At 70.4% G+C, this 20,660-nt stretch carries 17 protein-coding genes; all 17 read right to left on the reverse strand.

Annotated features, from left to right (window positions below; all coding sequences use genetic code 11):
- Positions 1–90 precede the first annotated feature (90 nt).
- Positions 91–2,496, reverse strand: a complete 2,406-nt coding sequence (locus tag ABTX24_RS28215) for a glycoside hydrolase family 95 protein (RefSeq protein WP_350844391.1) — start codon at positions 2,494–2,496, stop codon at positions 91–93.
- A 161-nt stretch (positions 2,497–2,657) separates the two neighbouring features.
- Positions 2,658–3,539: an amidohydrolase family protein gene (locus tag ABTX24_RS28220; protein ID WP_350844393.1), complete on the reverse strand. Its 882-nt coding sequence runs from the start codon at positions 3,537–3,539 to the stop codon at positions 2,658–2,660.
- An 8-nt stretch (positions 3,540–3,547) separates the two neighbouring features.
- Complete coding sequence (locus ABTX24_RS28225) at positions 3,548–4,846, reverse strand: L-fuconate dehydratase (RefSeq protein WP_350844395.1); 1,299 nt, start codon at positions 4,844–4,846, stop codon at positions 3,548–3,550.
- Positions 4,843–5,316: a MaoC family dehydratase gene (locus tag ABTX24_RS28230; RefSeq protein ID WP_350844397.1), complete on the reverse strand. Its 474-nt coding sequence runs from the start codon at positions 5,314–5,316 to the stop codon at positions 4,843–4,845. Before ABTX24_RS28230 ends, ABTX24_RS28225 begins: the two co-directional genes overlap by 4 nt.
- Positions 5,313–6,482: an extracellular solute-binding protein gene (locus ABTX24_RS28235; protein ID WP_350844399.1), complete on the reverse strand. Its 1,170-nt coding sequence runs from the start codon at positions 6,480–6,482 to the stop codon at positions 5,313–5,315. The genes ABTX24_RS28230 and ABTX24_RS28235 overlap by 4 nt, the downstream gene beginning before the upstream one ends.
- Positions 6,479–7,627 (reverse strand): CaiB/BaiF CoA transferase family protein, encoded by a 1,149-nt coding sequence (locus ABTX24_RS28240; RefSeq protein ID WP_350844401.1) that lies wholly within the window; start codon positions 7,625–7,627, stop codon positions 6,479–6,481. The genes ABTX24_RS28235 and ABTX24_RS28240 overlap by 4 nt, the downstream gene beginning before the upstream one ends.
- Before the next feature lie 19 nt (positions 7,628–7,646).
- Positions 7,647–8,747, reverse strand: a complete 1,101-nt coding sequence (locus ABTX24_RS28245) for a Gfo/Idh/MocA family protein (RefSeq protein WP_350844402.1) — start codon at positions 8,745–8,747, stop codon at positions 7,647–7,649.
- Complete coding sequence (locus ABTX24_RS28250; RefSeq protein ID WP_350717347.1) at positions 8,747–9,694, reverse strand: carbohydrate ABC transporter permease; 948 nt, start codon at positions 9,692–9,694, stop codon at positions 8,747–8,749. The genes ABTX24_RS28245 and ABTX24_RS28250 overlap by 1 nt, the downstream gene beginning before the upstream one ends.
- Complete coding sequence (locus tag ABTX24_RS28255; RefSeq protein WP_350844404.1) at positions 9,691–10,662, reverse strand: carbohydrate ABC transporter permease; 972 nt, start codon at positions 10,660–10,662, stop codon at positions 9,691–9,693. The genes ABTX24_RS28250 and ABTX24_RS28255 overlap by 4 nt, the downstream gene beginning before the upstream one ends.
- A gap of 104 nt (positions 10,663–10,766) precedes the next feature.
- Entirely contained in the window at positions 10,767–12,101 is a 1,335-nt protein-coding gene (locus ABTX24_RS28260) for an ABC transporter substrate-binding protein (protein ID WP_160027476.1), read from the reverse strand.
- 200 nt (positions 12,102–12,301) lie between these two features.
- Entirely contained in the window at positions 12,302–13,321 is a 1,020-nt protein-coding gene (locus tag ABTX24_RS28265; protein WP_350844406.1) for a LacI family DNA-binding transcriptional regulator, read from the reverse strand.
- Positions 13,322–13,404: 83 nt separating this feature from the next.
- Positions 13,405–14,577 carry a CaiB/BaiF CoA transferase family protein gene (locus ABTX24_RS28270; RefSeq protein ID WP_350844408.1) on the reverse strand — a complete coding sequence of 391 codons (1,173 nt, stop codon included), beginning with the start codon at positions 14,575–14,577 and terminating at the stop codon, positions 13,405–13,407.
- A gap of 231 nt (positions 14,578–14,808) precedes the next feature.
- Complete coding sequence (locus tag ABTX24_RS28275; protein WP_350844410.1) at positions 14,809–16,311, reverse strand: aldehyde dehydrogenase (NADP(+)); 1,503 nt, start codon at positions 16,309–16,311, stop codon at positions 14,809–14,811.
- Positions 16,308–17,495 carry a fumarylacetoacetate hydrolase family protein gene (locus tag ABTX24_RS28280; RefSeq protein WP_350844412.1) on the reverse strand — a complete coding sequence of 396 codons (1,188 nt, stop codon included), beginning with the start codon at positions 17,493–17,495 and terminating at the stop codon, positions 16,308–16,310. The genes ABTX24_RS28275 and ABTX24_RS28280 overlap by 4 nt, the downstream gene beginning before the upstream one ends.
- Before the next feature lie 14 nt (positions 17,496–17,509).
- On the reverse strand, positions 17,510–18,298 hold the full coding sequence (locus tag ABTX24_RS28285; protein ID WP_350844414.1) for an enoyl-CoA hydratase/isomerase family protein: 789 nt from the start codon (positions 18,296–18,298) through the stop codon (positions 17,510–17,512).
- Positions 18,298–19,434 (reverse strand): hypothetical protein, encoded by a 1,137-nt coding sequence (locus ABTX24_RS28290; RefSeq protein WP_350844416.1) that lies wholly within the window; start codon positions 19,432–19,434, stop codon positions 18,298–18,300. The genes ABTX24_RS28285 and ABTX24_RS28290 overlap by 1 nt, the downstream gene beginning before the upstream one ends.
- Positions 19,434–20,651 carry a CaiB/BaiF CoA transferase family protein gene (locus ABTX24_RS28295; protein ID WP_350844418.1) on the reverse strand — a complete coding sequence of 406 codons (1,218 nt, stop codon included), beginning with the start codon at positions 20,649–20,651 and terminating at the stop codon, positions 19,434–19,436. The genes ABTX24_RS28290 and ABTX24_RS28295 overlap by 1 nt, the downstream gene beginning before the upstream one ends.
- Positions 20,652–20,660: the final 9 nt, after the last annotated feature.

A 20,660-nucleotide genomic window follows, 5' to 3' on the forward strand; every position in this document is an offset into this window, starting at 1 on the left:
GCCGCCTACACCATCGGCCCGGCGGCCCTGACGGCGGTGATCGTCGCGTGGGTGGCGTACGGCCTGGCCGCGGCCGGCCCGAGTCTGGTCCTAGCGCGGAACCACGGTGTAGGTGCTGCCCCGCCGGGTGTCGAGCTCGACGACGTTCTCCTCCGGTCGGGAGACGTCCGTCCCGGTCACCTGGACCGGCTGCTGCGTACGCAGGCGGAGCCGGTTGCCGAGCAGCGACCGGATCCGCGCCACCTCGACCTTGCCGTCTGCCCACCTCAGGTCGACCTCGAAGCCACCGCGGGCACGCAGGCCGCGGACCTTCCCCTCCGGCCATGCCGCCGGCAGCGCCGGGAGGAGGAAGAGCTCGCCGGAGTGGCTCTGCATGATCATCTCCGTGATCCCGGAGACGCCGCCGAAGTTCCCGTCGATCTGGAAGGGCGGGTGCAGGTCGAAGAGGTTCGGTGCGGTCCGGGAGGGGTGCAGCATGTGCTGGACGTGCAGGTAGGCGTTCTCGGGCTCCAGCAGGCGGGCGCGGATGTTCATCTTCCAGGCCAGCGACCAGCCCGTGGTGATCGCCGGGCCGCGCAGCTCGAGCGCCTTGCGGGCGGCGTCTGCCAGCTCCGGCGTACGCAGCGGGCTGATCTGGTCCGAGGGGAAGACGCCCCACAGGTGGGAGACGTGACGGCTCCGCTCGAGGGCGGCGTCCTCCCAGTCGATCAGCCACTCCTGCAGCTGGCCCAGGTAGCCGATCTGGTTGGGCGGCAGCTGGTCCCGCATCGCCACGGCCTTCTCGACGAGCGGGTCGTGCTTGCCGAGCGCGGCGGCGGCCTTCTCGAACGCGGTGAACAGGTCGCGCAGGATCTGACAGTCCATCGTCGGGCCGGCGCAGATGCTGACCCCCTCGTCGTCCTGCTCGTGGTGCTTGATCTCCGGCGAGTGCGACGGGCAGGTGACCATGTAGCCGGACTGCTCGTCGCGCACCATCGTCTCGAGGAAGAACTCGACCGCTCCCCGCAGGGTCGGGAAGTGCTCGGCGAGGTTCTCCTTGTCGCCGGTGTACTCGTAGCGCTCCCAGAACAGCAGCGACAGCCAGGCGCCTCCCATCGGCCAGACTCCGTAGTAGGCGAAGTCGACCGGTGCGGTTCCCCGCCAGCCGTCGGTGTTGTGGTGGGCGACCCAGCCCTTGTCCGACCCCCACATCTTCTTGGCGGTGTTCCGCCCGACCTCCGCGAGCTCCTCGGTCATCGCGAACATCGGGTCCCAGCACTCGGCGAGGTTGGCCGGGCCGGCGGGCCAGTAGTTCATCTGCGCGTTGATGTTGAGGGTGTACTTCGACTGCCACTCGGGCTGCATCTTGTAGTTCCACAGGCCCTGCAGGTTGGCCGGCTGCCCGGGGGTCCGGGACGACGAGATCAGCAGGTAGCGCCCGAACTGGAACCACAGCGCCGCCAGCTGCGGATCGCCGCCGGCACGGAACGCGGCCACCCGCTCGTCGGTCGGCTTCTCGATCGCCGCGGAGGTGCCCAGGTCGATGTCGACCCGGCCGAAGAGGGACTGGTAGTCCCGCACGTGCGCCGAGCGCAGCTGCCCGTACCCGCGACCGGTCGCTGCCTCCAGCGGCTTCGTCGCTCGGCCGATGTGGTCGGCGTTCACGTCGGCGTAGTTGCGGTAGCTGGTCGCGATCGAGACCAGCAGCGTCACCGACGTGGCGTTGCGAACCCGGAGGTGGTCCCCCTGGCACTGGACCGTCCCGCCCTCGGTCTCGGCACGGACGAGGCTGACGAAGCGTACGGCGCCCTCCATCCCCTCCGTGGGGCCGCTGATGCCCTCCAGCGCGAGCGTGCGCGCGTCGTGGGGACGTACGTCGCTCTGCTGCGGGGACTCGAAGGTGGCGTTGAACGAGACCTTCTCGGCCTGGTCCGCGGTGAGGTGGACGACCATCACCTGGTCCGCGTGGCTGACGAACGACTCCCGGCGGTAGCGCACGCCGCCCACCTCGAACTCGGAGATCGCGATCGCCGACCGCAGATCGAGCGAGCGCCGGTACGTCACGGGCTCACCGTCGATGCCGAGGAACTCGAGCAGCAGGTCGCCCACCGGCTGGTAGAAGGCCTGCTCGCTCGGCCGCCCCATGAACTCCTTATCGGCCAGGCGCTGGGCGCCGACCCAGTTCTCCTCGAAGATCATCCGGCGGATCTCGGGGAGCACCTCCGCCCCGCGGGGCGGGTCGTAGCTGTGCGGGTGACCGGCCCACACCGAGTCCTCGTTCAGCATCAGCTTCTCGCTGGCCACACCGCCGAAGACCATCGCGCCCATCCGGCCGTTGCCGATCGCCAGCGCCTGGAGCCACTCCGCGGCCGGCTGGCGGTACCAGAGCTCCAGCGGGTTGGTCTCCGGCTCATCGGCGGCGGCTGCGGCCGCCTCGGTGACGACCGGCTGCACCAGGGCACCGCCCGCCAGCGCCGAGGCGGCCTGCAGCACCCGTCGTCTCGTGAAGTCCACCATCAGCTTCCTCCTGACTCACGCCCCAGGTGGGGCAAACATCGGTTGTTTCAATGTAATAGACATCACACGTCATGTCGATGCTTGCCGAGATTTGGCCTAGATATGGCCGATGTAGGCCGAAGCGTCACGTAAGGATGAGCAAATGATCTGATCTCTGTGGATCAGCGCGCTTCTCGAGCGGACGCCTCCGCGGCGGCCAGCTGCTGCTCGTCGAGCCCGTAGAAACGGCGCGCGCTGCCGGCGTAGATCTCCTCGCGCTCGCCGCTCGACAGGCCGGCCAACGCCTCCCGGAGCCCGGCGAAGACCCGCTCGTAGCCACCGGCCGCGGTGGAGATCGGCCAGTCTCCGCCGTACATCAGCCGGCTCGGGCCGAACACCTCGATCGCCCGGTCGACGAACGGCTGGATGCCGGCCACGGTCCAGCTGTCGGGGGCCGCCCCGGGGTAGAGCCCGGAGATCTTGCCGAACACCTTCGGGTTCTCGGCCGCCCGCTCGATGAGGCTCCACCACGGCTCTCGCTCGGCATCGCCGATCGGTGGTTTGGAGAGGTGGTCGATCACGATCCGCAGGTCCGGGTGGCGTTCGGAGAGCGTCGCGACGTGTTCCAGGTGGCGTGGCAGCACCGAGACGTGGTCGTAGGTGAGCCCGAGCCGTTCCAGCAGCCCGAGTCCCTCGGCGACGTCCGAACGGAGGATCCAGTCGGGGTCGGGGATGTTGTGGATCAGGTTGCGTACGCCGACCACCCGGTCGTCTCCGCGCAGCGACTCCAGCCGCTCGGCGGCCAGGTCCGGCTGGTCCAGCGGCACGTAGACGACGATCCCCACCACCTCGGGATGTCGGTCGGCGACCTCGATCATCAGGTCGGTGTCGCCGTCGTGGTCGTCGGACTGGACCAGCACGGTCGCGTCCACTCCCTGCGCCCGCAGCTGCGGCCGGACCTCGTCGAAGGTGAACGTGCGGTTGTACTCGGGTACGTCGGGACCGAGCCACGGGTAGGGCGAGCGGGTGAGGTCCCAGACGTGCTGGTGGCTGTCGATGATCATCCGTGGCGTCACCGGTTCGCCCAGTAGCTGCCGTCCGGATAGGCGTACGTCGCCACCGACGCGGGGTGCATCTCCGCGCTGTAGCCGGGCCGGGACGGCAGCCGGTAGGCGCCGTTCTCGACGATGCACGGGTCCGTGAAGTGCTCATGGAGATGGTCCACGAACTCGGTGACCCGGTCCTCGAGCGTGCCCGAGACGGCGACGTAGTCGAAGACGGACAGGTGCTGGACGAGCTCGCACAGGCCGACGCCACCGGCATGCGGACAGACCGGGACGTCGAACTTCCTCGCCATCAGATAGACGGAGAGGATCTCGTTGACGCTGGCCAGCCGCGCGGAGTCGAGCTGGCAGAAGTCGATGGCCTCCGCCTGGAACATCTGCTTGAAGAGCACCCGATTCATGCCGTGCTCACCGGTGGCCACCCCGATCGGCGCCACCGCCTTGCGGACCGCGGCGTGGCCGAGGATGTCGTCAGGACTGGTCGGCTCCTCGATCCACCACGGCTCGAAGCGCGCCAGCGCGTTGACCCACTCGATGGCCTGCGGCACGTCCCAGACCTGGTTGGCGTCGATCATCAGCTTCGCGTCCCAGCCGATCACCTCCCGGGCGATCTCGCAGCGCCGGATGTCGTCCTCCAGGTTCGCGCCGACCTTGAGCTTGATGTGCGTGTAGCCGGAGTCGACCGCTTCGGCGGCCAGCCGGCGCAGCTTGTCGTCCGAGTAGCCCAGCCAGCCGGCCGACGTGGTGTAGCAGGGATAGCCGGTTTCCTCCAAGTACCGGATCCGCTCCTCACGGTGGGGAACGCCGGCGCGGAGGATGTCCAGGGCCTCGTCCCGGGTGAGGGCGTCGCTGAGGTACGTCAGATCTGCGACGTCGACGAGCTCCTCCGGGGTCATGTCGGCCAGCAGCCGCCACAGCGGCTTGCCCGCTTCCCGGGCGGCCAGATCCCAGACCGCGTTCATCACGGCGGCGAGGGCCAGGTGCTCGACCCCCTTGTCCGGGCCCAGCCAGCGGAGCTGGGAGTCCGAGGCGAGATCCCGGTAGACCCCGCCCAGGTCACCCACCACGTCGCTCACCTCGCGCCCGACCAGCGGCTCACCGCGGCGCTGCGCAGCCAGGGTGCAGATGTCGTTGCCGCGTCCGATGGTGAAGGTGAACCCGAAGCCGGACAGGTCCGGGTCGTCGGTGCTCACCACGACGTACGTGGCCGAGTAGTCACCGTCCTTGTTCATGGCGTCGGATCCGTCCATCGACACAGAGGTCGGGAAGCGGACATCGGTGACATCGACGGCGGTGATACGGGTCACGAGGGATCCTCCTGTGGGGATGGGTGGCGCTTGTTCACGAGGTAGAGGTGGGTCAGGACCAGCACCGTCTCGCCACGCTGGTTGGTCACCGTGACGAGCTCGTGGACGTACCCGAGCTCGGCCGGCTTCTTCCTGTGCTCCGACTTCTCGGTGATCTCGGCGGTGACGGTGATGGTGTCGCCGATGAACACCGGGCCGATGAACCGGATCCGGTCGTAGCCGTAGGACATGGACTGTGGGTTGATGTCGGTGGCGGTCATCCCGACCGCCACCGCGAGGATCAGCGTCCCGTGGGCGATCCGCTGTCCGGCCGGCTGGGTGGCCATCCACTCCGCATCCATGTGGTGCGGGAAGAAGTCGCCCGTCTGACCGGCGTGCAGGACGATGTCGGCCTCGGTGATGGTGCGCCCCAGGGTGGTCCGGGTCTCCCCGACCGCGTAGTCCTCGAACCAGCGTTCCTCGACTCTCACCGGGACGCTCCTTCCTCGACGCCGTAGGCGTCGGATCCCACGCCGAGCAGGCGCTCGGCGAGCTCGCCGGCCCGGCGGACCAGCTCGGCGTCGGTCACCCGACCGGCCAGCGCCTCCGTCACCCACGGGGAGACGGTGTCCTGGAACTCCAGATAGCCGGCGGTACGCGGCCGCACCCACGCGCCCTCGAGGGTCGCCCGGGTGCCCCGGAAGAAGTCCCAGGAGTCCTCGTTGAGCCGGTCGTCGTCCCACGAGGACGCATAGCCGGGCTGGCCGCCCGCGTCGTAGTAGATGCCCGACTGGACCTCAGGCGAGGCCACCCACAGTGCGTACGCCCGGGCTGCGTCCAGGTCTCGCGACCGGGCCGAGACGGCCACGCCGGCACCGCCGAGCTGCGAACCGGCCACCCCTCGGGGGCCGGACGGCATGTCGACGTACCTGAGGCGATGTGGCCGGAACCCCGCCCGGGAGTAGTTGCTGTAGCCGTAGAGCAACGGCGCGTAGGCCCACGGCTCGGTGGCGTCGGTGGACAGTGCCTCGGCGACCTCGATCGGGTTCGCGTCCAGGCACCACGACGGCACCTGCTCGCAGAGCCGATGCATGAGGTCGAGCACGCTCAGCGCGTCCTCCTCGGGCAGGAAGGTCCCGGGCTCGGCGTTGACCGGCGTCCCTCGGTTGGCTGCCAGGGTGCACAGCGTCGAGTAGGCGTCGATCGGCTTGCAGGGCCAGAGCACCCTGCCCTCGGCGGCCAGGTCGAGCACCTCCTCCCACGTACGGGGCGCGGCCGGCAGGCGGTCCGGGCGGTACGCAGCGACCTGGGCCGCGGCGTCGGTGGCCAGGCCGTACTGGCGCCCGCCATGGCGGTACGACGCGTGGCTGCTGCCCACGGCATCGGCGGCCAGGGCGGCCAGCTCGTCGTCGTGTCCGGCGCCGTCCAGGGGCGCCAGCACCCCTTCCGCGACGGCTCGCGGCACGTGCGGGTGGTCGATGACCAGGAGGTCGAAGCGCTCGGCCAGCTCCGCCAGCGGCGCGTCGGCGAACGCCTGCAGGGAGCGGTACTCCCAGCGCACCTCGACACCGGTCCGGCGCGCGTACTCCTGGGAAGCCGCGACCTGGCAGTCGTAGCCACGCGGGTGCTCCCAGGTCATCCCGTGCAGGACGGTCATCGGTCTCCCTCGAGGTCGTGCTCGCCCAGGCGTGGAGCCGGGCGCGGATTGGTCAACCGCTCGCCGTCGATCCGGATCGGGCTGCGAGTGGTCGTCAGGGTGAGGCCGTCACGACGGATCTGCTGGGTCATCGCGATGGCCTCGAAGCCCTTGTGCTCCACGAGCTCGGAGAGGGTGAGCACGGGGGCACACCACACGTCCTCGGCGTCCAGCACGGCCAGCCAGGCGTCCCGCGTGTCGCTCCGGAGCCGGTCGCCGATCGCCTCCTCGATCTCCGACTGCCGGTCCCACCAGGTCTGCGGGTCGGTCATCGCCTCCAGCTCAGGAAGCCCGAGCAGCCGCCCGATGGTCGGCACGGGGTTCATCGCGATCGCCAGGTAGCCGTCGCTCGTCGGGTAGATGCCGTAGGGAGCCGAGAGGAAGGCGTGGGCCGACCGGGGTCCCTTGCGGCGTACCTCGACCGACGGATCGTTGAGCCGGGTGGTCAGCAGCTCGAACTCCAGGTCCAGCAGGGACTCCATCAGGCTCGTCTCCGTCAGCCCGCCCTTCCCGGTCCGGAACCGCCGGACCAGCAGGGCGGTGATGCCCTGGGCCAGATGACAGCTGGCGAGGTGGTCGGCCACGGCGAGGCCGACCGGGACCGGCGGATCGTCGGCCGACCCGTTGAGCCAGGGCAGCCCGGCGATGGCCTGGGCGAGCAGGTCCTGGCCAGGGCGGTCCTGGAACGGGCCGACGCCGCCGTACCCGGTGACGCTGCCGTAGACGATGCTCGGGTTGAGCGCCCGGACGGACTCGTAGTCGAGACCGATCCGCTCCATCACCCCGGGGCGGAAGTTCTGGACGATCACGTCTGCCCCCGCGACCAGTGCGCGTACGCGCTCGAGGTCGGCGGGATCCTTCAGATCGGCTGCCACGCTCTCCTTGTTCCGGTTCATGGCGTGGAAGGAGAGGCTGTCGCCGTTCACCGTCCGCCCGGCGAAGGCCAGGCTGCGGCCCGCGTCTCCCCCGGCGGGTCGCTCGATCTTGATGACCCGGGCGCCGAGGTCGGCGAGCCTCAACGCTGCCACGGGACCGGCCAGGAACTGGCTGAAGTCCAGGACGGTGACGCCCTCCAAGGGCAGATCGGAGGGTTGAGCGTCGCTCATCGACGTTCCTTTCGGCTGGTTACCGGTCATATGGCGGCCGCTCTCCCCCGCGGGCCGCATCCGTGTACGCCGCCTCGACGACCGCCATGGTGCGGAAGACGTCCTCGACCCCGGTGGGCAGGGACGGGATCGATCCCTCGAGAAAACGCTGGACCACGGCCATCGAGCCGATGAACGCGTCGGGGAACCAGGACCCCTCGAACGGCACCGGTCGCCAGCCGTCGCCGAGCCGGTCGTCGGTGACGAGCTCGAGCGAGTCCTCCCCGCCGCGCGGGTAGTCCAGCAGCAGGCCGAGCTGTGCCCGGATGGCGCCGCGGGTGCCCTCCCACTTGACGAAGGACTCCTCGTGCCGGGGTCCGTAGTGGTGGTCGTGGTTGGTGGAGACGACGACCCTGATCGGTCGGTCGCCGTAGCTCAGCGCGATGTCGGAGCGGCTGTTGGCGTGGGACTTCTCGGGGTGACGCACGGTGACCGCGTGGACCCCGGTCGGGTCCCCCAGGAAGGAACGCACCAGATCCAGGTAGTGGACGCTGTGCATGTTGATCTCGAGCCGGTCCAGATCGAGCACGTACGGGAACATCTCCCACGGGGTCCGCACCGAGACCCGGACCTCCAGGTCGTAGAGCTCCCCGATCGTGCCGGCAGCGATGAGCTCGCGGGCAGCGACGACGTACGGCGCGAACCGGAGCTGCGTGTTGACCGCAGCCACCAGCCCCTTGCGCCGGCACACCTCGCGGGTGCGGATCCCCTCAGCCAGGTGGTTCCCCAAGGGCTTCTGCAGCAGGACCGCGGCGCCGTCAGGCAGCTGCTCGAGGACCTCGACGTGCGCCTCGGGCGGAAGGGCGACATCGTAGACGGCGTCGGCCGGAGCCGACCGGACCGCGTCCGCGACGTTCTCGCACACGGTGCGGATGCCGTAACGCTCGGCGAGGTCCCGCGCTCGCTCGGGGACGAGGTCGGTGATGCTGGCGACCTCGAACCCCGCCTTTGCGTACGCCGGCAGGTGGGCGTCACGGACGATCCCGCCGGCGCCCACGAGCACGATCGGCCGCGGGCTCTTCGGCATCTCGGCCGAGTAGCCGGGGTGCGGGTCGAGCTCCGGTGGCGGATGCGGGGCCATCAGCCCTTCACCGCCCCCATCGTCTCGCCCCGCATCAGGAACTTCTGCGCGCCGAGGAAGACGATCAACAGCGGCAGCATCGAGATGAAGGTCGCCAGCGCCAGCTGCGGCATGTAGAGCTTCACGTCCAGCCCGGCGGCGACGGTCGGATTGAACAGCGGGCTGGCGCCGATGAGCTGCTGCAGCCCGACAGGGAGGGTCTGGTTGTTCTGGTTGGAGGAGAGCAGCGCCAACGGCAGGAAGAAGTTGATCCAGTTGGCGACAAAGGCGAAGAAGCCGACCAGGACGGCGGCCTGGCGCGAGATCGGGAGCCCCACCCGCCAGAAGATCGACACCTCGCCGAGACCGTCGATCCGGGCTGCCTCGACGAGCTCTTGAGGCATGGTGGTCATGAAGTGGATGTAGGCCAGGTAGACCCCGAACGGGAAGAAGCCCATGATCAGCCCCACCGGCCACAGCTGGCCCACCGCGCCGATGGCGTTCACCTCGAGGAAGATGGGGATGACCAGCACGGTGTTCGGCATCACCATCGTGACCAGCGTGATCAGCAGGATGGGACGGCGGGCGCGGAACCGGAGCCGGGCCATCGCGTAGCCCGCCGGCAGCGCGGCGAAGACCGCCAGCAGCGCACCCCCGCCGGCGACGGCGAGCGTGTTCAGCAGCCACCGGGTGTACAGCCCGCCACCTGGTCCGAACCCGTTGACCTGCGACCAGCTGTACTGCGCGTTGTCCCACGACATGTCGCCGAACCCGAAGGGCCCGCCGGCGCCGGAGGCGACACCCTCGTTGGACCGGAACGCCATCGCGATGAAGCCGGTGATCGGCAGGACGAACAGGCACGCCACGAACAGCATCGTGACGACGCGCGCGGTCTTGCCGATGCTCCAGTCGAACATGGCCCGCCGAGGCCGGGCCTTCGGACGTACGTCTGCGGTGATCTGACTCATCGCTGCTCCTCCTCACCGAACAGGCCGGTCCGGAAGACGACCAGCAGGCCGATCCCCAGCGTGATCACGAGCAGGATCAGCGACATCGCGGCGGCCGCGGGGAAGTTGTAGTTGCTGAAGGCGAACGCGTAGCCCAGCTGGGTGGGCGTCCACTGGTCCTCGAGGGCGTTGCTGGCCACCTGGTCGAGCAGCTGCGGCTCGAGGAACAGCTGGAACCCGTAGGCGAGGTTCATCAGCACCGCGTACCCGATCCACGGCCGGATGATCGGCAGCTTCACGTGCCAGGCCAGCTGCCACTCGTTGGCACCGTCCAGCCGCGCCGCCTCGAGCGTCTCCTCCGAGATCCCGTTGAGGCCGCCGTTGACCACGATGACCCACTGACCGACGCCCTGGAAGAACATCATCGCGGCCAGGATGAACGGCAGGTTCCCGGGTCCGGCGACCGCCTGCTTGATGGTGTCGATGCCCAGCGCCTGCCAGAACCCCTCGATCGGGGACTGGCTCGGGTTGAGCAGATAGACCCAGAGCACGAGGTTGGCGACGCCGGCCAGGGCCCCGGGGATGTAGTAGACGAACCGCATCGACGACCCGAACCATCCGGGACTGGCGTGGACCAGTAGCGCCAGCCCGACGATGCCGATCGTCATGATCGGAAGCCAGACCACCAGGGTCGCGAAGATGTTGACGAACGTGTCGACGAACCGGTAGTCGGTGACGACGGTCCTGAAGCTGTCCACGCCCCCGAAGCCGCCGGTGGGGTCCAGCGGCGTCGGCGCCTTCTCCAGAGATGTCTTGATCGCGTACGCGACCGGGATGATGCCCGCGATCATCAACAGGACGAGGTAGGGCGCCATCAGCATCCAGGCGCCACGCGTCTCGCTGGGCCGCGCGACTCGTCGCCGGGGACGGCGCCTCGGGCCCGCCTCGGGCGGCGAGGTGGCGACGTCCTCCATCAAGGCGGTCGACATGTTGCTCCTCCGATGTGTCCGGGCCACCGTGAGGCCCCGATGTGACTGGGATGGCACCCTTCGGCCCGGGCGTTCCGGGCCGAAGGAGCTCGTGAGCGGCCGGGCTACTCGACCGTGTAGCCCATCGCCTTCGCCTGGCTGACCAGCTCGTCCCCGAAGGACTTCCAGGCCTGGTCGACGTCGCCTCCTGAGGCGAGGGCGGCGGCCACCGTCTCGGTCCACACTGCTCCGGTGTTGTAGAGCATGTAGGCGTGGCCGTCGACGACGTAGTCGTTGGCCTTCTTCATCGCCTCGAAGGTGGTCTCGTTGTCCGCGAAGTAGTTGGCCTTGGCCTGCTTCTCCGCCCACGCGTCCTGCACGGGACCGTACGCCGGCAGACCGGTGGAGAGCTCGACCTGCCACCTCGGGTCGGTGGCGACGAACTCGGCGAAGGTCAGGGTGTTCTCGAGCTGCTTGCCCGTGATGTGGTTCGAGACGCCCCAGAGGCCCCCGCCCTCGTTGCCGGTGGAGGGCTCGCTCTCACCGTCCCACGCGAGGGGCTCCACGGCGGTCATCTGACCGGCCGGGATCTTCCAGGTCTGGTTGAAGAGGTAGTCGCCCCACCACGCAGCACCGGGGCTCATGACCAGGTCCTTGCCGACCTTGGCCGCGTCCGGATCGAAGATGCCGACGGTCGAGAGGGCCTTGCCCTCCAGCATCGTGCCGATCAGGTCCACCGCTCGCGTGCACTTGGCATCGGAGGTGTCGATGTGGACGACGGTCTCGGACTGTCGGTCGTTGGTGGGACAGCCCGAGCCCCACAGATAGCGGTCCGGGGCGTACGCGTCGCCGGTGAAGCCGCTGATCTTGCCCGGGTGCTCCTTGGCGATCTGGACGGCCAGGTCGCCGTACTCCTCCCAGGTCGTCGGCGCCTCGTAGCCGTTGGCGTCGAAGAAGGCCTTGTTGTACCAGAACACGTCAGGGGCCGCGTCGTTGCGCAGGCACCGGACCTGACCGTCGATCTCGCACGCGGCGTTGATCGAACCCTCGTAGCCGTCGAGCACGTCGGGCAGGTGGTCGGTCAGGTCGAGCGTGTAGTCGATCTGCGCACCGGAGGCCCAGGCGATGTCGTCGTTGGAGGGGAAGAAGATGGCGTCCGGCCAGCCCTGTCCGGCCTCGTTGAACTGGGCGAACTGCTGCTGGAGAGACTTGCCGCCGACGGTCCCGTCGATCTGGTTGATCTTGATGTCGATGTCCGGGTACGCCTTCTTGAAGGCGTTCGCGGCGGGCACTCGCGGCGGGTCGACCCAGACGGTGATCGCGCCACCGGAGTCCGTCTTCTCGCCCGCGGCGTCATCTCCTCCGCCGGAGCCGCAGGCACCCAGGACCGAGGCGGCCAGCAGGGTCGCGGCGGCCACCAGGGGCGCCCGGCGACGTGAACCGAGTGGGTTTCGCTTCATGGACATGGCTCCTTCGACGATGTGTCCCGAGCGGATGCAATGTGACGCAGGCCACTGCTCAAACGTTAGAGCAGATCACTGGGAGTGGTCAATCGTTTGAGTAGATCTTCCTCAGGGCAGCCGGACAAGAGGCCCGGACGGGGCCGATTCGGGGCGCGCGAGACCCACCGCGCAGCTGCGGCGTGCTCGTCCGTCAGTTCTCAGACGGCCTGGCTCGGTGGCGCCGTGGACTCCCGCACGATGAGCTCCGGGGCGGGGTCGGTGATCATCTCGTCGGCCATCTCACCGGTCTCGATGCGGCGGACGACGCTGCGAACGGCGGCGCGGCCCATGTCGTAGAACTGCATCTTGACCGCGGTCAGCGGTGGCCAGGTGTTCTCAGCGGTCCAGGAGTCGTGCACGGTGGCCACGGACAGGTCCTCGGGGACACGGATCCCGTCGGCCCGGGCGGCCGCGAGGAGACCGATGGCGGCGTTGACGTTGGCGACCACGATTCCCGTGGGCCTCGGGTCCCGCTCCATCAGTCGCCGCAGAGCGGTGCGGCCGTTGTCGGCGGTGTAACCGACCCGCGTCTCGTAGTCCTGGCGTACCGGCAGCCCGGCCTCGACGAGGGCCTCCTTGTAGCCCACCCGCCGCCGCTTCGCCGTGAACGAGCGGGGAAGGCCGTTGGCGAAGGCGATCCTCTCGTGGCCGAGGTCGATCAGGTGCTGGGTGGCGATCCGGGCACCGGTGCGGTCGTCGAGAGCGACCGAACCGACGTGTCCCGGGTAGGTGGAGTTGATCAGCACGATCGGAGCGCCCGAGGCCAGCAGGTCCCCCATCCCGGCCGGCGCGACGCCATCGCCCACCTGGATGACCATGCCGTCCACGCGTCCCTCGCCGATGAGCCGGGCGATCATCTCGCCTTCGGGACGTACGTCGTCGGCGCGGCCGAGCAGCAGGGTGTAGCCACGCGCGGCCGACTCGTCCTCGGCGCCGTGCATGAGCTCGGTGAACAGGGCGTTGGTCAGGTCGGGGACGACCAGTCCCACGACCTGGGTCCGCGCCGACTTCAGGGCCCGCCCGGCGAAGTTGGGTCGGTAGTGCAGGTCCTTGGCCGCCTGCACGATCCGCTCGCGGGTGGCCTCGCTCACCCGGGCCGAGGGCGCGTCGCTGAGCACCCTCGAGACGGCCGAGATCGAGACACCGGCGCGGGCTGCGACATCGCCAAGGGTGGCCATGGGCCGCAGCCTAGCTCTGCCCGGCTGCGACGGTCGGGCACCGGGCGGCTCCGGCGTGGCCGGAGCCGGTTGACTGACATCGGTCATGCGGGACGACCCTCGAGCGGGTCGGCGCCGTCACGCAGGATCCCGTGCTCCCCGAGCCGGGGCGCGCCCCGCCGATGCCTGAGGATCTCGCCGTCGATGCGGATGGGGCTCCGCGTGGTCGTCAGCGACACCGATGCGCCGCCCGGCTCCGGAGCCGACCGCTCCACCTGCTGGGTCATCTCGAGCGCGGCGAACTCCGGCGAGGCGAGCAGCTCCTCGAGGGTGAGCACCGGCGCGAACCACTCGGTGCTCCCATCCTGTGCGCGCAGCGCGTCCAGCCAGGCGGCCGTGGTGTCACGGCCCAGGGCGGCGGCGATCAGGTCGCTCACCCGGTCCGGGTCCTTCTCCCACGACCCGGTGGCCGCGAGCTGGGCCAGCTCGGCGTCGCCCAGAGTTGTCGCGAGCTCGTCGACGGGCGCTCCTGCCAGCGCGACGTAGCCGTCCTTGGTGGCGAAGATCCCGGAGGGGGTCCAGGCGGACATCGGACGAGGCGAGCCCGCCAGACCCTCGTCCTCGGGTCGCGTCAGGAGCGTCGCCTGCAGGTCGAGCATGCCCTCGAGCAGGCTGGTCTCCACGAGCCCGCCCCGGCCGGTCCTGGCCCGGCGTACGAGCAGGGCGGTCACGCCTTCGGCGAGGTGGCAGCTCATCAGGTGGTCCGCGAGGGAGAGCCCGACAGTCATGGGCCGGTCCGCACCGGCGAGCCACGTCGCCCCCGACACCGCCTGGGCCAGGAGGTCCTGGCCGGGTCGGCTCACCCAGGGTCCGGCGTCGCCGTAGCCCGAGGCGCTCGCATAGACGAGCCCCGGGTTGAGCTCGCACACGCTCGCGTAGTCGAGGCCGATGCGCTCCATGACCCCGGGCCGGAAGTTCTCGATGATGACGTCGGCGCGAGCGACGAGGTCCTTCACCCGAGCCAGGTCCGCGGGGTCCTTGAGGTCGGCGACGACCGCCTCCTTGTTGCGGTTCATCGCATGGAACGAGAGCGTGTCCCCCGCCGCCGAGCGACCTGCGAACGCGAGCGTACGGCCGATCTCGCCGGTGTGCGGCCGCTCGACCTTGATCACCCGCGCGCCCAGGTCGGCCAGCCGAAGCGCTGCGACCGGACCCGCCAGGAACTGGCTGAAGTCCAGGACCACGGTCCCTGCGAGAGGCAGATCCTCCGGTTGCATCGCCACTCCCCCTCGCGCGATCAATCGTTTGCGCAATGGTACGGCCCGGGTGATGCCGAGAGCAAGCAGCGCCGAGACGTCACGTACGTCGGGCGAGACGTCACGTACGTCGGGCGAGACGTCAGTTAGGGCGTGCGAGTTGGCACGGCGCTGCGGCCTCGATCGACGCGGGCGACGCCTCGATCGACGCGGGCGACGCCTCGGCCGACGCGACTGACGCCTCGGCTGGGGTCAGGCGTGCAGGGCGCCGTCGATGCGACGTGGCGTGCCTGTGTGTCCGTCGCGCAGCTCCTCGGGCAACAACTCCTGTGGCGCGTCCTGCCACACCATCGGGCGCAGGAAGCGGCGCACGGCGGTGACGCCGACCGAGGTGTGCAGGGTGTTGGTGGACGGCCACGGTCCGCCGTGGTGCTGCGCCCAGGAGACACGTACGCCGGTGGGGAAGCCGTTGAAGACCAGGCGGCCGGCGATCGGGGCGACCGCCTCGACGAGTCGCCGGGTCAGCGCGGACTCGTCGGGCTCGGAGTGGAGGGAGACGGTGAGCGATCCGGGCACCTGACTCAGGGCGGCGAGCAGGTCGGCCTCGTCGGCGTACCTCACCACGACGGCGGCGGGGCCGAAGCACTCCTCGAGTACCTCCGCGAGTCCCGCCGAGCCGGTGACCAGGAGTCCAGCGGCGGCCCATGCGGGCGCGCTCTGCTCCTGCGCCGTCACGGCTGCGGTGACGCCGGGAGCCGACGCGAGTCTGCCGAGGATCTCGCGGTAGGAGCTCGCTATGCCGACGTTGAGCAGCGGCTGCGCACCCGACTCGGCCAGGATCGCGGCCAGTGCCTCGACCACCGCGTCGCCGGCTTCTCCGACCGGCACGAACACCAGTCCCGGCTTGGTGCACAGCTGCCCGGCCGACCCGGTGATCGAGGCCGCGAGGCCCTCGGCGATGGCCGTCCCGCGGGCCGCCGCGGCACCGGGAGTGACGACGAGCGGGTTGAGACTCCCGAGCTCGCCGTAGAACGGGATCGGCTCGGGGCGTGCGTTGACCAGGTCGAGCAGTGCGCGGCCGCCTGCGGGCGAGCCGGTGAAGCCGACCGCCTTGATGAGTGGATGGACGACCAGGTCGGCCCCGGCCTGGCGACCCTGGACCAGCCCGACCGTGCCAGGCGGCAGCCCGAGGTCCTCGACCGCGGCCCGGAGCGCGTCGAAGGCGAGCTGGGAGGTCAGCGGGTGCGACTCGTGCGCCTTGACCACGACCGGGCACCCGGCCGCGAGCGCGGACGCGGTGTCGCCGCCCGGCACCGAGAAGGCGAGCGGGAAGTTGCTGGCGCCGAAGACGGCGACCGGGCCGAGCGGCACGAGCATGCGGCGTACGTCGGGGGCAGGCCCGAGCGGTGTCTGGCCGGCGTGGTCGATCGCGGCCTCGAGGAAGCTGCCCTCCCGGACGGCCTCGGCGAAGAGGCGCAGCTGGAAGCTGGTGCGGCCGACCTCACCCTCCAAGCGAGGCCGGGTCAGCCCAGTCTCCGACATCGCGGTCTCGACGAGCTGGGCGCGGTTCTCCTCGAGCCGGTCGGCCATCGCCTCGAGCAGGCCGGCGCGCCCCTCGCGACCCAGGGCCGCCAGCGCGGGCACAGCGAGATGTGCCTCCGCGACGATCCGGTCGACCTCCTCGGTGGTGGTGGCCTGCAGCCCGGTCGGGATCTCCTCACCGCTGGCGGGGTTGCGAGAGAACAGGACGGTCACAACAGGTTCCTTCCGGCGAGGTTGCGCATCAGGTCGGCGACGCCGAAGTCCCACGGCGCGCACTCCTCGCTCGCCCGGACGCGGTTGACGAGAGTGCCGAGCTCGGGCGCGGAGATCCGGACGACGTCGCCCGAGTGGTGGGTGAACCCCATGCCGGGCTCGTCTCGGTCGTCGGAAGGCGCGAACATGGTGCCGAGCAGCAGCACGGCCCCATCGGGGTACTGGTGGTGCGGGCCGACCAGCTGGCGCACCAGATCCGCGGGGTCGCGGCTGATCGCACGCATCGACGAGGTGCCCACCATCTCGAAGTCGTCCTCGCCACGCACCTCGAGCGAGACGGTCATCGCGCGCACGTCGTCGAGCGTGAAGCCGTCGTCGAAGAGTCGTACGAACGGGCCGATCGCACAGGCGGCGTTGTTGTCCTTGGCCTTGGGCAGCAGGAGCGCCGAGCGGCCCTCGACGTCGCGCAGGTTGACGTCGTTGCCGAGGGTGGCGCCGACGATCCGGCCGTCGGAGGCGACGACCAGCGCCACCTCGGGCTCGGGGTTGTTCCAGCGCGACGCGGCCAGCACCCCGACCTCGGCGCCGGTGCCGACTGCGGACAGTGGCTGGGCCTTGGTGAAGATCTCGGCGTCGGGTCCGATGCCGACCTCGAGGTACTGGCTCCACATGCCACGCTCGCGCAGCACCTCCTTGAGCCGCCGCGCCTCCGGCGAGCCGGGGACCAGCTCGTCGAGTCCGCCGCCGATCGCCGCGGTGATCTCGGCGCGCACCGTGGCCGCGGCGTCGGCCTCGCCCCGAGCGCGTTCCTCGATGAGCCGCTCCAGCATCGAGACCACGAAGGTCACCCCGGCGGCCTTGATCGCCTGCAGGTCGACCGGCGCGAGCAGCCAGGGGCGGGCGGCGTCGCGGCCCTCCGGCGGCGTGTTGGCGAGCAGGTCGGCCACCGTGGCCAGCGGCTCGCCGGGCACATCGGCCAGCGCGGCAGCGGGGTCGCTCTGCTCGCAGAGGTCGCGCACCGTCGCGTACGTCCCGCTCACGTCGTACGCCGTGCCGTCCCGCACCACGACGATGCTCGGGCCTCCTGCCTTCGGGTCCCAGACGCGCCCCACGAGCGTCGGGACGGCGCCGTCGGTGGGCAGGGTGGCGGCCAGGTCGGGCCCCCAGTCGGTGGTGACGGTCATCGGTGGTCCTCCGGTCAGGCTCGTACGAATCGGGGTGCGCGCTTCTCGGCGAACGCCGCACGACCCTCGGCGGCGTCGGTGGTCGCGAAGCACACGGTCTGGATGTCGCGCTCGTAGGCGACCGCCTGCTCCAGGGGCATGTTGGCGGCAGCGGCCAGGTTGGCCTTGGCGGTCTCGACGGCGATGGGCGCGCGGCTCGCGATGGTCTCGGCGAGCTCGAGGGCGCGCGGCAGGAGCGCGTCGGGCTCGAGCACCTCGCTGACCAGACCCCAGGCGAGCGCCTGCTGAGCGTCGATCGGATCGCCGGTCATCAGCATCACCGCCGCGTTGCTCGGGCCGATCGAGCGGTCCAGCAGGGCCGACATGCCGCCACCGCCGATCCAGCCGAGCTTCACCTCGGCGGCCGCGAGCTTTGCGGTGGTCGACGCCAGCCGGATGTCGCAGATCAGCGCGGTCTCCAGCCCGCCGCCGAGGGCGTACCCGTTGACGGCGGCGATGATCGGCTTGCGCAGCACCTTGAGCGAGTCGCAGTAGTCCTCCCGGTTGCGGAAGGCCCACGGGCTGGCGTACTTGTCGAGCTCGGCGATGTCCGAGCCCGCGCAGAAGGCGCGGTCCCCGGCGCCGGTGAGCACCACGACCCGAATCTCGTCGGCGTCGTTGCACCAGCGCGCCAGCGTGACGAGCGCATCCGACATCTCCTGGGTGACGGCGTTGAGCTTGGCGGGCCGGTTGAGGGTGATCACCCCGACGTGGCCGCGCTGCTCGAACAGCACCTCCGGGCAGGTCGACTCAGGTGCGGTCATCAGGCAGCTCCTTCCGGGCTCGTGCGGCCGAGGGCGGCCAGGTGGCGGTCGTCGATCCGAGACAGGGCGGCGGCGATGCTGATCGAGCCGGACAGGGCCTCGCGCACGACCTCGGCCGCCTCGGTCTGGAACGTCACGTAGCCCGGATGACGGGGCCGGACCCAGGCCCGCTCGAGGGTCTCCAGGGTGCCGCGATAGAAGTCGCCCACAGGCTCGTTCACCGACGGCGAGGTCCACGCGGCGCGTGCCGACGGCTGGCCGGCGTGTGCCGGGATGAAGTCCTCCTGCACCGGCCCCGACATGAGATGGCGTACGTGGTCGAGCAACTCAGGCGTGACCGCACACCGTGCGGTGATGGCAAGGCCGGTCCCGCCGAGGGTGGAGCCGGGCCGCGTACCAGGTGCCAGCGTGGGCGCGTCGGTGAAGCGCACCGGACGGTCGAGCGTGGTGTCGGCGTAGGTGACGTAGCCGTAGACGAGCGGCACGTGGGCGATCGTGTCGCCCTCTGTCATCTCGGCGAGCAGTCCGATCGGGTCGAGATCCAGGGTGTGGCGCGGCGCCCGGGAGGCCAGGTCGGCCATCAGCTCGAGGGCCTGGCGTCCGACCTCGTCGGAGACGAAGCCTTGCGCGCCCCCTGGCTCCTCCCCCAGTGCGACGCAGACCGAGGAGAACGTCAGGAGCGCGTGCGGGCCCGCGACCGAGAGCGCGACCGGCGCCCGCCGGGACAGCGCGGCAACCTCCGCCCACAGCCGCGGCACGACACCCACGAGGTCCGCGCGCGTCGCGGCGACCTGCGTCGCGGCGTCGAGAGGCACCGCCCACAGCCGTCCGGCCATGACGTACGACGCCAGGCTGGGGCCCACGGCCGCGTCCGCCCACGCCGCCACCTGGTCGTGACCGACGAGGTCGTCGAACGGCCGCAGGCAGCCCTGTGCGAGGGCGTCGCCGAGGTGGGGATGGTCGAGGACGACGAGGTCGTAGTCGGCGGCGATCTCCTCGATCGGGGTCGACTCGAAACCGCTGAGCGGGTGGACGTCCCAGGTCAGGTCCAGGTCGCTCGCCTCGGCCGCCGCGACCAGGGCATCCCGGCCGCGCGGGTGGTCCCAGGTCAGGCCACGGAAGGTCGGCAGGGTCATCAGACCGGCTGCTCTGGACGAGTCTCGGCGACCACGCCGTCGGCGGTCAGTGCCGCGATCTCCTCGCCGCTGAAGCCGGCCTCTGCGAGCAGCTCGCCGGTGTGCTCCCCGACCAGGGGAGCGCCCCGCTCGATCGAGGCCGGGGTACGGGAGAAGGCGTACGGGAATCCGGGGGTCGTGACCCGGCCCTCGGTGGGGTGGTCGTACTCGACGAAGGTCCCGTTGTGCTTGATCTGCGGGTCCTCGACCAGGGCCGCGTAGTCCTGGACCGGGCCGCACCAGATGCCGGCGGCGCCAAGAGCGTCGAGCCACTCGGCCGTCGTACGCAGCACCAGCCTGTCCGCCGTGCGGCGATGGACCTCGTCCCGGTGGCTCCAGCCGTGCACCTCCGAGCTCATCTCGGCGAACGCGGGCTCGTCGATGACCTTGCCCAGCGTCGGCAGGTCGGGCATGGCGAGGGCGAGGAAGCCGTCCGCCGTCTTGAACGTGCCGTACGGCGCCCGGATGTAGACGTGCGCGTGCGGCTCCGCGCTGCGCTGCTGGGGCACCTTGCCGGCCACGAACACCGACAGCTCCTGCATCTGCAAGGTGGTGATCGCGTCCAGCATGTTCACCTTCACCAGCTGCCCCTCGCCCGTACGCTCGCGGTGGAGCAGCGCCGCCAGGACCGCCTCGAACGCCGTGGAGGCGGTGACCGCGTCGACGAGGTACTGCCCCGCCGGCTGCGGCGGCTCGCCGTGGCGACCGGTCGAGAGCATCGCGCCGCTGCGGGCCTGCAGCAACAGGTCCTGTCCAGGCTGGTCGACGTCGGGACCGTCCTCGCCGTAGCCGGACATCGAGACATAGACCAGTCGCGGGTTGATCGCCGAGAGCGTCGCGTAGTCGACGCCGAGCCGCTCAGCGACCCCCGGCCGATAGTTCTGCAGGAAAACATCTGCCGTCTCAACCATCCGCAGCAGAACGTTCTTGCCGGCATCGGCCTTGAGGTCGACGGCCAGCGAGCGCTTGTTGCGGTTGAGGGAGAGGAAGGAGACGTTGATCTGGTTGCCCTGCGCGCCGCCGGCCGCGGCGTGGCGCTGCCACTCGCCGGTGACCGGCTCGACCTTGACGACGTCGGCGCCTAGGTCACCCAGCCGCTGAGCGGCGAACGGACCGGCCATGGCGATCGAGCAGTCGAGGACGCGGTAGCCCTCGAGGATGCGGGGTGTGGTGGTCATCGGTCTTCC

It is taken from the genome of Nocardioides sp. NPDC127514 (genome assembly GCF_040302125.1).
In the GTDB taxonomy this organism is placed as follows: Bacteria; Actinomycetota; Actinomycetes; order Propionibacteriales; family Nocardioidaceae; genus Nocardioides.